This is a genomic window from Bacillus cereus group sp. RP29, from assembly GCF_040459765.1.
Classification (GTDB): Bacteria; Bacillota; Bacilli; order Bacillales; family Bacillaceae_G; genus Bacillus_A; species Bacillus_A paranthracis.
Genome location: NZ_JARVHN010000001.1, coordinates 4,141,721 through 4,155,881 on the forward strand (window position 1 = coordinate 4,141,721; position 14,161 = coordinate 4,155,881).

The following is a 14,161-nucleotide window of genomic DNA, read 5'->3' on the forward strand; positions in this document are numbered from 1 at the left end:
TAATGAATAAAAGCAAAGCTCCCCTCAATATAAAGTAGAAATTTCCTACTTTACTATAAGAAAGGTGTGAATTTTTTGAACGAAAATGAGAAAAAAATCACATTAATCCCACCTCCAGAACTTGTTCAATATGTAGGTGGTCATTTTGAAGAAGTTGGAAAAGAGTTTATGCAGTATTTTATTGAAATTGGCAATTTAAAATCAAATGAAACAGTGTTAGATGTAGGCTGTGGTATCGGCCGGATGGCGGTTCCATTAATGAACTATTTAAGCGATGATGGTAATTATTATGGATTTGACTTATTTAATAAGGGAATTACATGGTGCAAAAATAACATTTCAACACGCCGTAACAATTTCCATTTTGAACATGTCGATATATATAACCAATTCTACAATCCCGATGGAAAAGAAGATGCTTCCCAATACAAGTTTCCATATGAAGATGAATCATTCGATTTTATTTTTTTAACGTCTGTATTTACCCATCTTCTTCCGAAAGAATTAGAACATTACGTACGCGAGATTGCACGAGTTCTGAAAAAAGATGGGAGATGTTTTATTACTTTCTTTTTAATTAATCCTGAATCTTCCTATTACTTAAATGCAGGACTAAGTCCGTTAGGTTTTTACCATCAAATTGACAATTGTTATGTTCTAAATAAAGATATCCCGAATTTCGCAGTTGCCTATCTTGAGGAAGATATTCGTACTCTATTAAATAAATATGGGCTAGAAATGCAGACTCCTCCCCATTATGGTTCATGGTGTGGCAGAACTGAACACACAAGTTATCAAGATATTATTCTTACACAGAAAATTTCTGAAAGGTAGTTGTATATGGAAAACATAAAAAATGTACCTCTCGTTTCCATCCTTATTCCTACCTATAATCGGCCACATTATTTTAAAATTGCTCTAGAAAGTGCATTAGCACAAACGTATTCAAATATTGAAATTATTGTAGGAGACGATAGCACAAATAATGAAACAGAAAAATTAATATACAGAGATTATTTACATAAGCATAAACATATAACGTACATTCGAAACCCCTCTACTTTAGGACAATTTCATAACGCCCTTATGCTTTTAGAACAATCAAATGGAGAGTACATAAATTTCTTAATGGACGATGATATATTTTATAATAATAAAATTGAAAAAATGATGTTTTATTTCCAAAAAGACTTAGATCAAAATCTCGCACTTATTACATCTTATCGTACTTGGATTAATGATGATGGAGAGATAATTGAACAACACCCCTCCATGAACAGATTATATGATGAAGATACTCTATTAAATGGGAAAGATTTTGGAAACCATATGCTTATACTAGGGCAAAATATTATTGGTGAACCTACGACTGTACTCTTTCGAAAACGCCTATTAACAGAACCTTTCGGTACTTTAAATGGGAGAAATTATAATTGTAGTGTGGATATGGCTTCTTGGATCAGTTTACTTTCCAAAGGTGATGCAATCTATATTACGGAACCTTTAAGTTCTTTCCGCCTTCATACGGGACAGCAAGTACATCTCAAATACCTTGAAGGCTGCGAAGATTTTTCACATCTCGTTTTACATTCAAAAAAATATGGTTTCCTACAAGAGATTGACTATTACAAAACGAGTCTGTTAAAAGCTTGCGAATGGCATAAAAATGCTACAACATTTTATCAACTATATCCAGAGCTCATTCCAACGACTGATACACATATACGCCTTTCTCATTGTTTGAATATAGTTACAAAAGAACTCCGTGCCATATAGTCCATCACACGGTAGGTACTATTCCTTCCGTGTGATGTATGACTTCCCACAAATAGTGGAATAAATGTATGCATAGTCTGCTTGTATATTATTTTTATCATGACATGATCCGTATACTTACTAGGTGATAGAAAGGAATACACACATTGAAAGATCCAAATTCTCAATATCAAATAGACTACGTATTACTATTCATTTTATTTGCCATTGGGATTGTTAGTTGCTTTGCAATTGCAAGTGCACAAGCCTCTTTACCACCATTTTTGCAAAATGTAAATTTTGTATTAAAACAAATCCAGTGGTACTTCATTGGATTCATAGCCATTGGCATGATTATGATTATTGATTTTGACCGTTATCAAAAAATTGCTTGGTATTTATATAGCTTTGCATTGGTACTACTTATTGGGCTAGAATTTCAAGTACCAGGTGCCATTACAATTAAAGGTGCGACCGCTTGGTACAGGCTCCCAGGCATCGGAAATTTCCAGCCTTCCGAAATTATGAAGTTGTTTTTAATTATCGTCACCGGACGAATTATAGCTAATCACAATGAGAAATATTTTTACCGAACAATACACGACGATTTTCTATTACTCGGAAAAATATGCGCAACAAGTTTGCCGCCACTACTACTTATTGCAAAAGAACCTGATTTAGGAAACACAATGGTAATTTCAGCTATGCTCGCAGCAATGATATTAGTTTCTGGTATACGTTGGCGTTTTATTTTCGGGTTAGTTTCTGGTATTTTTGCAGTTGGCGTTACATTAACCTATATTTTTTTTACTCATACAAAATTCTTTAAAGCACACATTTTACAAGAATATCAACTAAATCGCTTCTATGGCTGGTTAGCGCCATACAAATATGATGCGCAAGGCTATCAATTAAGACAAGCTTTCTTAGCTACTGGATCAGGAGAAATGCAAGGAAAAGGTTGGGAAAATGGACAAGTATACTTTCCAGAACCACATACAGATTTTATTTTCACGAATGTCGCTGAGCAATTCGGATTTTTAGGCGCAAGCGTCATTATTGCACTTTTTTTCCTACTTATTTTCCGCATGATTCATATCGCTATAGAAAGTAATGACCCTTTCGGCAGTTACATCTGCGCTGGTACAATCGGAATGTTTACTTTTCAAGTATTTCAAAATATCGGGATGACAATCGGATTACTACCTATTACAGGCATCACACTACCCCTTATGAGCTACGGAGGAAGCTCCTTACTCACATACATGATAGCGATTGGATTTGTTTTAAACGTCCGCTCAAGAACGAAAATCTTTATGTTCAACTGAAGCACAAAAACGGTATATTTTTATCTCTATCCTTTTTTAGATATACTAATGAAAAATATGATGGAGGTTTAAATATGAAATATGACATTATAGGGGATATTCATGGATGCTTCCAAGAGTTTCAAGATTTAACGAAAAAACTCGGATATAACTGGAATAGTGACTTACCGATTCACCCTGATCAACGCAAGCTTGCTTTTGTTGGCGATATCACAGATCGCGGTCCTCATTCATTACGTATGATTGAAATTGTATGGGAACTTGTCATAAATAAAAAAGTAGCGTATTACGCTCCGGGAAATCACTGCAATAAACTATATCGATTTTTCCTTGGACGTAATGTGACAATCGCTCATGGACTCGAAACAACTGTTGCCGAATATGAAGCACTACCTTCTCATCAACAAAACATGATAAAAGAAAAATTCATCACACTTTACGAGCAATCCCCTTTATATCATGTACTCGATGAAAAAAGGTTAATTGTGTGTCACGCCGGCATTCGGCAAGATTACATAGGAAGAAAAGATAAAAAAGTACAAACCTTTGTATTATACGGCGATATTACAGGAGAAAAACATGCTGACGGTTCACCTGTCCGTCGCGACTGGGCGAAGGAGTATAAAGGAACATCTTGGGTTGTATATGGACATACACCCGTAAAAGAACCTCGCTTTGTAAATCATACAGTCAATATTGACACTGGTGCTGTATTTGGTGGCAAACTAACTGGACTACGTTATCCTGAAAGGGAGATTGTTTCCGTTCCTTCCTCCCTGCCTTTTGTCCCTGAGAAATTCCGCCCAATTTCATAACTCATATGTAAGGATTACCGTATCTTTTAGGCGTCTCTCATATAAAGTGAAACTTTAATCAGCCCTCACCAATCCCACTTTAATGGGCAGCCCGCCCATTAAAGTGGGATAAAAATTGGGTAAAGTCATTAAAAAAAGATGCAATAAAGTGCATCTTTTTTTAATGACACGGCATATACTGTCGCAGGAGGTGACAGAATGAAGAAAAAATCTTCTAAACAAAAAAGAAAATGCCCGCCTTTTTATCTGCCCATGTACGGAATTAACAACTGGTGCAGCATTCGAGCTGCAGCTGTAGAAGAACTGGAAGAACAAGAGGCTTCCACAAAAAACAAAGATAGACCAAAATATGTCTCATTACAGAATGCTGTAATGAGCCGCATAATTGATAATAGAAAAGCAAAGATGCAGCAAAAAAATAAACCTCTCTCTACTCATATTGAACAGATTGTGCCTTCTGAGCAAGTAGAGAAGAATACAGAAGAAAACAGCCCTGTAGCAATAAATAAAAAAGCGGAATCAGAAATTCCAGCTGCTATTATAAATCAAGTAAAAAAAATTAAAGAAGCATTAGCACCATCAGGTGATATACAAACAGAAAAAACGATTATCATTCAGACCCCTACATCTGAAAATACAAAAGTAAAAAAAGATGGGCGGTATGCATATGCAGAGGGTCTTCACTCTCATGCAGAGGGTACAGCTTCACATGCAGAAGGACTTCTGACACATGCAAAAGGTTCTTTCTCTCATGCAGAAGGATCAAAAACGACAGCAACTGGACATAGTTCCCATAGTGAAGGAAGTGAAACGACAGCAGGTGGCTCCTATTCTCATGCGGAAGGTAAACATACAATCGCTTTAGGCGAAGCAGCACATGCAGAAGGAACCGCGACTATCGCTAACGGATTCTCTTCTCATGCGGAAGGTAATCATACATCAACAGCTCATTTTGCAGGTAGCCATATTATGGGGCGCTTCGGCACAGCAGATGAATCTTATTCTTGGTTTATTGCAAACGGCACAAATGAAACCGATCATAATATCGGTGCAAAGTGGCTTGCTCATAATGGAGAAATGTACATTGAGGGCGCTTCTTACAATGCAAGCGGAACTGATTTTGCGCAAATGTTTGAAACAGTAGACAATACTTTTATTGATGTAGGTTATTTCGTTACATTTAGTAGCGAAGAAAAAATTCGAATCGCTACTTCAAACGATTCATTCATCTTAGGAATATCTAGTGCCACCCCTGCTCTTATAGGAAATAGCGGTGCTTTAAGTTGGCAAAAACGCTATAAAACAGATAGCTTCGGAAAACGTCAATATGTACGTACGGAATCGCAAGACATACAACCGCTTTTAAATACAGAATGGGATCCAGCTTGCAAATATATAGCAAGAAAAGACCGTAACGAGTGGCTTCCTGTCGGATTAATTGGACAAATGTTAGTACGTGATGACGGTACTTGCGAAACGCATGGATATTGTCGTCCAAATAACGATGGCATTGCTACAAAATCTGAAAGTGGCTTTTTCGTTATAAAGCGCACGGGCGACAATCAAATTTTAATATTATTCCGCTAAGAAAAAGGGAACAAAATTCTTCATTACATAAGAATTTTGTCCCCTTTTTAAATATGTCTTAATATCGCTTGCATATCGCTTGGAATCGGTGTAGTGAAAGACATTTCTTTCTCTAAAATAGGATGATAAAACGTCAAGGATGTACTGTGAAGCGCTTGTCGTTTCATTTCATCTCTTTTTCCACCATATAAATTATCGCCAAGTAGCGGATGTCCTATGTACGCCATATGCACACGAATTTGATGCGTTCTCCCTGTATCGAGCTCAAGTGATACGTGCGTCTTATGATTGACGCTATCGATCACTCTAAAATGAGTAACGGCTCTTTGCCCCTCCTCACAAACGGTTCGCTCAATAATGCTATCCGATTTTCGTCCAATCGGTGCGTCAATCGTTCCTTCTTTTTCTACCATCTCACCGTGAACAATCGCTTCATACGTTCTTTTCACAGCTTTTTGTTGATGCTGTTTCGATAAAAGATGATGTACGAAACGATTTTTTGCAATCAGCATAAGCCCTGAAGTATCACGATCTAACCTCGTTACGATGTGCACCGTACTTGTAAGATGTCGCTTATCATAATGAGATAAGAGCGCATTTGCAACACTTCCTGCCGGATGTTCTCTAGACGGGATCGTTGACATGTTTGCCTCTTTGTTTATGACAAGAACTGTATCATCTTCATATACGATACATAAAGGAATATCTTCAGCAATCATCCCTTCACTTCTTTCCTCTACTGGAAAAAAGACACGTAATTCTTCACCAGCTTGCAACTGATGACGAACGCTCGCATGTTGACCATTTACTTCTATAGATCCGCCATGAAATTTTATATCCGTTAATGCGGCTTTGGAGATCCCTTTTGTTTTTAAAAATTCTCTAACTAAAGTTCCTTCCTCAGCCGAGTCTATATCCCATTTCAATGTAAATCTGTTCAAATATATAAACCCTTTCTATTTATCTGCAACAAACGAGTCACGAACTCGTTTCCAGAACGGAAATGGACGGAAACGAACGAATCGTACTTTCTCATTTGCCACGCGATACTGAATTGATTTCACATCTTGATGAACCATCGTTAAATGGTCCACCGTAATTTGTAAGTTCATTCCTGCAGTCGGCTTCAGCACGCATGTATGATGTTTCGGCAATACGAGCGGCGAACCTACCGTACGAAACACCCGGTTATTAATAGATGCCATTTCCGCAATTTGAATCGCTTCAATAGAAGGGTGAATAATTGCTCCGCCAAGCGCCTTATTATACGCAGTACTTCCCGAAGGAGTAGAAATACAAAGGCCATCCCCGCGGAACGTTTCAAAGTACTCTCCGCGTATTTCCACTTCTGTTACTAATGTACCTTCTGCACTTTTTACAGTCGCTTCATTCATCGCTAAATACTGCGACTCTTTACTCCCATTCACATAGCGAATAATCACTTCTAAAAGCGGATATTCCACCACTTGGAATGGTGTTTTAGCAATTGCAATTACTAATTTCTCTACTTCTGTCGGTAACCAATCTGCATAGAAACCTAAATGCCCTGTATGTACACCAACAAATGCTGTTTCATCCAATCGATTATAATAACGATGAAACGCATATAAAAGCGTTCCATCTCCCCCAACAGAAATTACAATATCGGGTTCCTTTTCATCCATTATAAATCCAAAATCTAGCAAGTATTCTTTCATCGTGCTTGCCAGTGCATCTGATGATTGATCTCCCTTTGACATAATTGTAAATTTCATCGCCCAACACCCTTTAGTTTATGATTCGGAATCTTTCGTTTCTTGCTTTCTTGAAAAAGCTTTCTGCGCTTCTTGAATTTCAAGACGGATAGAAGACATTTCTTCATCTAATAAAAATGCTGCTTCCGCTGCACGTTGCAAGCGTATTTTAATATCTTCAGGAAAACGTCCACTATATTTATAATTTAAAGAATGCTCAATTGTTGCCCAAAAGTTCATTGCTAGCGTACGTATTTGGATTTCTACCAATACTTTTTGTTCACCTTGAATCGTTTGAACTGGGTAACTAATGACAACGTGATAAGAACGATAACCGCTATCTTTCTTCTGCGTGACGTAATCACGTTCTTCCACGATTTCAAAGTCATTTCGTTTTCGAAGATATTCTACAACAGGCTTAATCTCATCAACAAATTGACACATCATTCGAAGGCCCGCGATATCTTGCATATCTTCTCTTAGCCTGTCTAACGGTACATTTCTCTTCTCCGCTTTATCAATAATACTTGCAACCGACTTTACCCTTCCTGTTACAAACTCAATTGGAGAATGCTCTGTTAACATTGCAAATTGAGTACGCATTCCTTTTAGTTTCACTTTCAGCTCTGCCACCGCTTGGTGGTAAGGTGCTAAAAATTCTTCCCAATTTCGATTCATTTCAACCACCACCAAAATCAATCCATTTGCTTATAGAAATACTTTTTCTACAGCAGTTACTAGTTCTTCTCCGTAATTTGCATTACCTTCAATATTTTCAACTAAATATTCTACTTCTTCTTTTAAACCTTCTAATTCCATTTCAATGTCATTCACGCGAACGAACATAACCACGTCGTTATTCATCGCTTCATGCATTGCTTCCCAGCATGTATGCGGAATGCTTACATAAATGAAAGATGATTCGTTTTCTAAGATATATAAAAATGATAAATTATCTGAGTCTACAAGTACGTGATTACGCGCACTTAACTCCTTTACCTCTATTTCACTATTTTCTGCACAAAAAATAAGAGCATTCTCTCTCTTTTCTACGCTCTTAACTTGGATTTTATTTTGCATGCTCTAACTCCTCCATCTCAACTTCCTGTCTTACTTAACAGTATTATTGTATCATAACATGGACGCAAACAAATAAAACATTGAACCAAATTTGTGAAAAAGCGATAATGTGTAAAGAATTATTTTTCAAAAGGAGCGCGCATACAATGACACAAGAAATTGAAATTGAATTTAAAAATATTGTTACAGAAGAAGAATTCAATACATTATGTAAATCATTCTCTATTGAAGGATTTACGAAACAGGTGAATCACTACTTTGAAACACCGAGCTTCTCATTAAAAGAAGCTGGCTCTGCACTTCGTATTCGTCATAAAGGAGAAACTTATACATTAACATTAAAACAACCTGCAGAAGTCGGCTTGTTAGAAACGCATCAAGTTATAACAGCAGATGAAGCAAGATTGATGATGGAAACAAATACAATTATTCAAGGCGCTGTAGTAGATCAACTACACACATTACAAATTCCTGTTTCTGCTTTAACTTATATGGGTAGTTTAACAACTGAAAGAGCCGAAACACTATTTGAAGGCGGAACGCTTGTCTTTGATCATAGTTTCTATTACAATCACGATGATTATGAAATTGAATTTGAAGTGCAAGATGAAGAAGCAGGCAAAGCTGCCTTTATTCATTTGTTAAAGCAACACGACATACCAATCCGTCATACAAATAATAAAGTAAAACGCTTTTTCCTTGCCAAACAAAACAAAGCACGCTAAAGTGAAAATTCCACTAGTGAATACGTTCTACTAGTGGATACATCTCACTTTTTGAAAAAGAAAAGATTCTTTTACATCTGTAGAATAAGCAAAGAACGTTATGAAGGCGGTTTATTTGCCCTCCCTAACATTCCATTGCTACAATAGATATACATTTCATGGAAAAAGGAGTTTAAAAGGATGAGCAAGCAACCGATGACACCATTTGAAGCAATTGGCGGTGAACAATGCATTGCAATATTAGTAGACACATTTTATTCCTATGTCAGTAAACACCCTGACCTATCTCCCATCTTCCCGGATGATTTAACAGAAACAGCTAGGAAGCAGAAGCAATTTTTAACACAATATTTAGGTGGTCCTAATTTGTACACGGAAGAACATGGTCATCCTATGTTAAGAGCACGCCATCTCCCGTTTGAGATTACTCCAAAACGAGCAGAGGCTTGGCTATCGTGCATGGAGCAAGCAATGGATGACACAGGAGTGCACGGTCATATAAGAGAGTTCGTTTTTGAACGTTTAGCATTAACTGCTCAGCATATGGTTAATACTCCAGACGAAACAGGTGAAATATAATGGATAAACAGGAAGCAAAGCATATCAATATGCCATCTCCTTCCGCATGTGAGCATAAGTCTGTAGAAGCATATTTATTTATTGATCCACTTTGTAAAGATTGCTGGGAAATTGAGCCCTTTATTATTAAACTATGGCTTGAATACGGGAAATACTTCTCTATTCGTCATATCGTAACAGGAAAAGTGGACGGAACGAACGCTTCCTCACACAAATGGAATAAACCTGCTAATATTCGATTTGTGTGGGAAAAGACAACAAGTTTACAAGGTTTTTCATGTGATGGAAAGGTACATATGCAAGAAGCATCGTCAACACCATATTTAGTTTCGATGGCAATTAAAGCAGCGGAGTTGCAGGGCCGAAAAGCAGGTTCGAAGTTTTTGCGAAAACTCCAAGAATACATTTTCCTTGAAAATGTATCAAATCCTGACTGCGAATTATTACTTGCATGCGCAAAAGATAGCAATATTGATGTAGAAGAATTTAAAAAAGACCTATATTCCGCTAGCGCAAAAAAGGCTTTCCAATGTGACTTAAAATTCACAAATGAGATGCATATTACAGAAATACCTTCTCTCGTATTCTTTCATGCAAATTCAGATGAAGAAGGTATTAAAATCGCTGGAACGTATTCCTACGACGTCTACGTACAATTATTGAAAGAACTTGTAAAATGTGAAATCGAGCCAGAGCCATTACCACCTTTAGAAGTATTACTGGAAGCGACACAATTTATCTCTTCAAAAGAAGTAGCATTTATATATGACTGCTCGAAGCAAGAAATTGAACGTGAACTAAAAAAATTACAACTGAAACGAAAAGTACAAATGATTGACGTAAAATGTGAGCGTTATTGGAAATGGATAGCAAAAGAAAAAGACCTGGTGTAAACACCAGGTCTTTTTCTTTACGGCTTATAAAAATATTAAAGGGGATGGGAGAAATTTTCACGTTCAAACAAAGGGGTATATGTTTGTATGTGAATTCGTTCACGCTTATTATATTACAAGATTCGACGTCAGATGACAACCCCTTTTGTCGAATTTCACACTTTTGTCACATTCTAAACGTTTTCATTTTTGAATAAGCTATAAAAAAGCTATTTTGGAGGTGTTTTGTATGAAAAAAACGTATATTTTACTTATCATTCTAGCTATCATTGTTTCTTTTTTCTTGTACATCCTCTCCCTACTACAAGCTTTTCCTAAAATGATTGCCTTTCCTCTTTTATTTGGAGTCATTGTCATCGCTCTCTCTTATTTCAACCATAAAAAACGATTTAAAGGGTTTTAATGAACTGTAAAACTGCCTTCTAGTTTAGAAAAAAGAAGACAATTCGATTTATTTTCTCGACAAATATCGACAAAATGACATTAAGAAAAAGACGAGGCAAATTCCTCGTCTTTTCTATTACTTCTCTTCAAATAATAATGCTTCTAATTCATTTAATTTCTCTTCAAATACTTGCAATGCTTCTTTTACCGGTTCTGGAGATGCCATATCTACTCCAGCTTTTTTCAGCACTTCAATTGGGTAATCTGAGCTTCCTGCTTTTAAGAACTCATTAATGTAACGTTCTACTGCTGGTTGCCCTTCTTCTAAAATTTGTTTAGATAGAGCCGTTGCTGCACTAAATCCTGTTGCGTATTGGTATACGTAATAGTTGTAGTAGAAGTGCGGAATACGAGACCACTCTAAACCAATTTCTTCATCAATTACTAAAGCATCACCGAAATATTTCTTATTTAAATCATAGTAGATCTCCGTTAGCATGTCTGGTGTTACCGCATGCCCCTCTTGTACTTTCTTATGAATAATATGCTCAAACTCTGCGAACATCGTTTGACGGAATACAGTACCACGGAATCCTTCTAAATAATGATTTAATAAGTATAGACGCTCTTTCTTATCTTCTGTCGTTTTTAATAAATAATCGTTTAGAAGCGCCTCATTACAAGTTGATGCTACTTCCGCAACAAAGATTGAATAATCCCCGTATACGTGCGGCTGCGTTTTTCTTGTGTAGTAACTATGGACAGAATGGCCAAATTCATGAGCAAGTGTAAATAAATTATTTACATTATCATGCCAGTTCATTAAAATATAAGGATTTGTTCCATAGGCACCAGATGAATATGCTCCGCTTCGTTTTCCTTTATTCTCATACACATCTACCCAGCGATTTTCATATGCTTCTTTCAAAATATCAACATACTCATCACCAAGTACATGTAAAGACTTTAATAACATGTCTTGCGCTTCTTCATACTTCACATTCATTTTCACTTCTGGTACAAGTGGTGTATATAAATCATACATATGAAGCTCATCAAGCCCTAGTGCACGCTTACGAATATCAATGTAACGATGTAGCAAGTGTAAATTGTCATTTACAGATTGAACAAGTTGATCATACACCGCTTCAGGAATATTATTATTACTTAATGCTGCTTGACGTGCAGAGTCATATTTACGAACGCGTGCATTAAAGTTATTACGCTTCACAGCTCCGCTTAACGTACTTGCAAATGTGTTCTTATATTTCCCGTACGTTTCATATACAGCTTTGAATGCATCTTCACGCACACGACGATCATCACTTTCTAAAAACTGAATGTAACGGCCATGTGTAATTTCTACTTCTTCTCCATCCTCACCTTTAATAGATGGGAATTTCAAATCCGCATTATTCAACATACCAAATGTATTACTTGACGCACTCATTACTTCAGATGCTTCTGCTAGTAAAGCCTCTTCCGCTTCAGATAATACGTGAGGGCGTTGACGCGTAATTTCTTCTAACGCATGTTCATATACACTTAAGTCTCTATTTTCTTTCAAGAATGTTTGCAATGTATCTTCTGAAATCGATAAAATTTCAGGCACAATATATGCTGTGCTACTAGATACTTGTGAATATAAATTTGTCGCGCGATCATTTAACGCTTGATACACAGAGTTTGTTGTATCTTGATCGTAACGCATATGTGCATATGTATATAACTTACCTAATCGCATTGAAATTTCATCTTCATATTGCAATGCTTCAAGTAAATTGTTCGCAGAGTCACCAAGTTTCCCTTTAAATTCAGTTAACTTCGGTAATAGCTCTTTAATAGCTTGGAATTCTTGTTCCCATTCTGCATCTGTTTGGAAAATATCTTCTAATCGCCACGTACTTGATTCTTCAATTTCGTTACGATCCGGTAATGTTTTTGCTGTGTTTTGTTCAGACATGCTTTAAGCCCTCCTTTAAATATCTCTACTTACATACAATTCGATTTTTCTTATGTAATTCCTTCACGATTAGTCTTTATTATATCCGCTTTTCCTTCTCTCATGTTGTACTTTGCCTCAAATAAAGATAAGGCATACGCTAAACTCCTTTCATCATATTTCATAACTTCCTCCTCTGTTTTTAACATGGATATCCCCCGTATTTTCCGGTACTTATAAGTCCCTACTCTCTGCAAGACACCTGCATAACATAAAAATGTCATATATTCAGTAACTGCCACTTTCCATATATGCTGTGAAAAGTACGGGAGCATACGCCTTTTCGTATACTTTTTTATATAACTACACACGTACTTGAGGGAAATACAATCCCCTACCGCAAGCTCACCTATACACTTCATATATAGAAAAGCTTGCCATATAAATGAATTTGTTTGAAAAGCAAATGAGGACGGGAGTGGCACACCAATTTCAGAAGGAAAATTTGCTGGGGTACATTTACATTGATATAAGAGGCGTAATAGTGACTTATCATTATACTTCAAGATGGGCAAAGCGTTTTGACGAAAATAATCCTTTCGCTTCTTCCATTCTCGGTTTAATACTTCCCTTTGGAAAGGAACAGGAGAAAAGAGCATTTCAAAAGTAGTCGTTTCAATTGGTAAATATATAATATGTGAAAAAGCAACGCTTGTAGAAAATGATGTAATAAACGTGCATTTCATAAATGATTTTTGTTTCGAACAGAAGAAAATAAGAAGTGGCTGAGGATAAGATTGTAAGGAGAAAGCCATAATTGAGGAGAATTTCATCCAGTATGCAGAGTGCTTTTTCAATTGATTTCCACCAATAATCCAAATGACTTGTATACCAGCTTTCCAATACGAATAGGTTCGTTTGCAGAGCTGCTCTATAGAAAGATTGGCGCATTGATATTCAATCGCAATTTTTCTCCCTGCTCTCTCTATAAAAATATCCGGTCGTTGCTGAATCTCTGGTAGATAATGCTCTATCTCTACATGAACATTTTGACGTTTGAACCACCGATATAACAATTCTTTACCGTACATATGATATGTAGATTCTGCTTCATAAAAGGCTAAACATGAATCTACTTTCTTATGAGCAAAATGCCACCTTTTTTGTTTTCCTAATCTCATTAGTACTTCCTTCCCGCAAGCTATGCAAAAGAAACTTTCCCTTTTACGCATATGGTGTAAAAGCTCTTCATCATGATGATCGAGTAGATGAATTTTTTCTCCGTTTTCTCTTTTTGCGATAAATATTGGAATCACACCCTTTCAGCTCCTTATATTCTA

The 14,161-nt window shown here is 36.5% G+C and carries 15 protein-coding genes; 9 read left to right on the forward strand and 6 right to left on the reverse strand.

The annotated features are described in order from the left end of the window. Positions 1–75 precede the first annotated feature (75 nt). The 5 genes from QCI47_RS21950 to QCI47_RS21970 all read left to right on the forward strand — a co-directional run bounded on the left by QCI47_RS21950 (position 76) and on the right by QCI47_RS21970 (position 5,485). On the forward strand, positions 76–834 hold the full coding sequence (locus QCI47_RS21950; RefSeq protein ID WP_001004741.1) for a class I SAM-dependent methyltransferase: 759 nt from the start codon (positions 76–78) through the stop codon (positions 832–834). A 6-nt stretch (positions 835–840) separates the two neighbouring features. Further along, entirely contained in the window at positions 841–1,776 is a 936-nt protein-coding gene (locus QCI47_RS21955; protein WP_309422093.1) for a glycosyltransferase family 2 protein, read from the forward strand. 146 nt (positions 1,777–1,922) lie between these two features. Next, on the forward strand, positions 1,923–3,083 hold the full coding sequence (locus QCI47_RS21960; RefSeq protein WP_048553930.1) for an FtsW/RodA/SpoVE family cell cycle protein: 1,161 nt from the start codon (positions 1,923–1,925) through the stop codon (positions 3,081–3,083). Positions 3,084–3,157: 74 nt separating this feature from the next. Continuing rightward, on the forward strand, positions 3,158–3,898 hold the full coding sequence (gene prpE / locus QCI47_RS21965; RefSeq protein WP_076875414.1) for a bis(5'-nucleosyl)-tetraphosphatase PrpE: 741 nt from the start codon (positions 3,158–3,160) through the stop codon (positions 3,896–3,898). Positions 3,899–4,096: 198 nt separating this feature from the next. Next, positions 4,097–5,485, forward strand: a complete 1,389-nt coding sequence (locus tag QCI47_RS21970) for a peptidase G2 autoproteolytic cleavage domain-containing protein (protein WP_163072443.1) — start codon at positions 4,097–4,099, stop codon at positions 5,483–5,485. 47 nt (positions 5,486–5,532) lie between these two features. Here the strand turns inward: QCI47_RS21970 and QCI47_RS21975 are convergent, their stop codons facing one another. Genes QCI47_RS21975 through QCI47_RS21990 form a run of 4 tightly spaced genes read right to left on the reverse strand, consistent with a single transcriptional unit; the run spans position 5,533 to position 8,298 of the window. After that, complete coding sequence (locus QCI47_RS21975; protein ID WP_163072442.1) at positions 5,533–6,426, reverse strand: RluA family pseudouridine synthase; 894 nt, start codon at positions 6,424–6,426, stop codon at positions 5,533–5,535. 15 nt (positions 6,427–6,441) lie between these two features. Beyond that, positions 6,442–7,239, reverse strand: coding sequence for an NAD kinase (locus tag QCI47_RS21980; protein WP_000673184.1), 798 nt, complete (start codon positions 7,237–7,239; stop codon positions 6,442–6,444). 18 nt (positions 7,240–7,257) lie between these two features. Further along, on the reverse strand, positions 7,258–7,896 hold the full coding sequence (gene yjbM, locus QCI47_RS21985) for a GTP diphosphokinase (protein WP_001081482.1): 639 nt from the start codon (positions 7,894–7,896) through the stop codon (positions 7,258–7,260). A gap of 30 nt (positions 7,897–7,926) precedes the next feature. After that, positions 7,927–8,298 (reverse strand): UPF0738 family protein, encoded by a 372-nt coding sequence (locus tag QCI47_RS21990; RefSeq protein WP_001180003.1) that lies wholly within the window; start codon positions 8,296–8,298, stop codon positions 7,927–7,929. Between the two features lie 146 nt (positions 8,299–8,444). Here QCI47_RS21990 and QCI47_RS21995 point away from each other — a divergent pair, with 146 nt between their 5' ends. From QCI47_RS21995 to QCI47_RS22010, 4 genes are all read left to right on the forward strand, one after another. Beyond that, positions 8,445–9,023 carry a CYTH domain-containing protein gene (locus QCI47_RS21995; RefSeq protein ID WP_000191110.1) on the forward strand — a complete coding sequence of 193 codons (579 nt, stop codon included), beginning with the start codon at positions 8,445–8,447 and terminating at the stop codon, positions 9,021–9,023. A 180-nt stretch (positions 9,024–9,203) separates the two neighbouring features. Further along, positions 9,204–9,602, forward strand: coding sequence for a globin domain-containing protein (locus QCI47_RS22000; RefSeq protein WP_000043380.1), 399 nt, complete (start codon positions 9,204–9,206; stop codon positions 9,600–9,602). After that, entirely contained in the window at positions 9,602–10,495 is an 894-nt protein-coding gene (locus QCI47_RS22005; RefSeq protein ID WP_000360652.1) for a ClpXP adapter SpxH family protein, read from the forward strand. Before QCI47_RS22000 ends, QCI47_RS22005 begins: the two co-directional genes overlap by 1 nt. Before the next feature lie 229 nt (positions 10,496–10,724). Continuing rightward, positions 10,725–10,898 carry a hypothetical protein gene (locus QCI47_RS22010; RefSeq protein ID WP_000754592.1) on the forward strand — a complete coding sequence of 58 codons (174 nt, stop codon included), beginning with the start codon at positions 10,725–10,727 and terminating at the stop codon, positions 10,896–10,898. 117 nt (positions 10,899–11,015) lie between these two features. Here the strand turns inward: QCI47_RS22010 and pepF are convergent, their stop codons facing one another. Further along, the gene (gene pepF / locus QCI47_RS22015; RefSeq protein ID WP_000003390.1) at positions 11,016–12,842 is read right to left on the reverse strand and encodes an oligoendopeptidase F; all 1,827 of its coding nucleotides are present in this window, start codon (positions 12,840–12,842) and stop codon (positions 11,016–11,018) included. A gap of 50 nt (positions 12,843–12,892) precedes the next feature. Next, positions 12,893–14,137, reverse strand: a complete 1,245-nt coding sequence (locus QCI47_RS22020; protein WP_163072441.1) for a competence protein CoiA — start codon at positions 14,135–14,137, stop codon at positions 12,893–12,895. Positions 14,138–14,161: the final 24 nt, after the last annotated feature.

Bases quoted from the DNA above. Each gene is read 5' to 3' on its own strand.
- QCI47_RS22000 (WP_000043380.1), top strand. From the start codon at position 9,204: ATGAGCAAGCAACCGATGACACCATTTGAAGCAATTGGCGGTGAACAA.
- yjbM (WP_001081482.1), bottom strand. From the start codon at position 7,896: ATGAATCGAAATTGGGAAGAATTTTTAGCACCTTACCACCAAGCGGTG.
- QCI47_RS22010 (WP_000754592.1), top strand. From the start codon at position 10,725: ATGAAAAAAACGTATATTTTACTTATCATTCTAGCTATCATTGTTTCT.
- prpE (WP_076875414.1), top strand. From the start codon at position 3,158: ATGAAATATGACATTATAGGGGATATTCATGGATGCTTCCAAGAGTTT.
- QCI47_RS22005 (WP_000360652.1), top strand. From the start codon at position 9,602: ATGGATAAACAGGAAGCAAAGCATATCAATATGCCATCTCCTTCCGCA.
- pepF (WP_000003390.1), bottom strand. From the start codon at position 12,842: ATGTCTGAACAAAACACAGCAAAAACATTACCGGATCGTAACGAAATT.
- QCI47_RS21990 (WP_001180003.1), bottom strand. From the start codon at position 8,298: ATGCAAAATAAAATCCAAGTTAAGAGCGTAGAAAAGAGAGAGAATGCT.
- QCI47_RS21980 (WP_000673184.1), bottom strand. From the start codon at position 7,239: ATGAAATTTACAATTATGTCAAAGGGAGATCAATCATCAGATGCACTG.
- QCI47_RS21955 (WP_309422093.1), top strand. From the start codon at position 841: ATGGAAAACATAAAAAATGTACCTCTCGTTTCCATCCTTATTCCTACC.
- QCI47_RS21970 (WP_163072443.1), top strand. From the start codon at position 4,097: ATGAAGAAAAAATCTTCTAAACAAAAAAGAAAATGCCCGCCTTTTTAT.
- QCI47_RS21995 (WP_000191110.1), top strand. From the start codon at position 8,445: ATGACACAAGAAATTGAAATTGAATTTAAAAATATTGTTACAGAAGAA.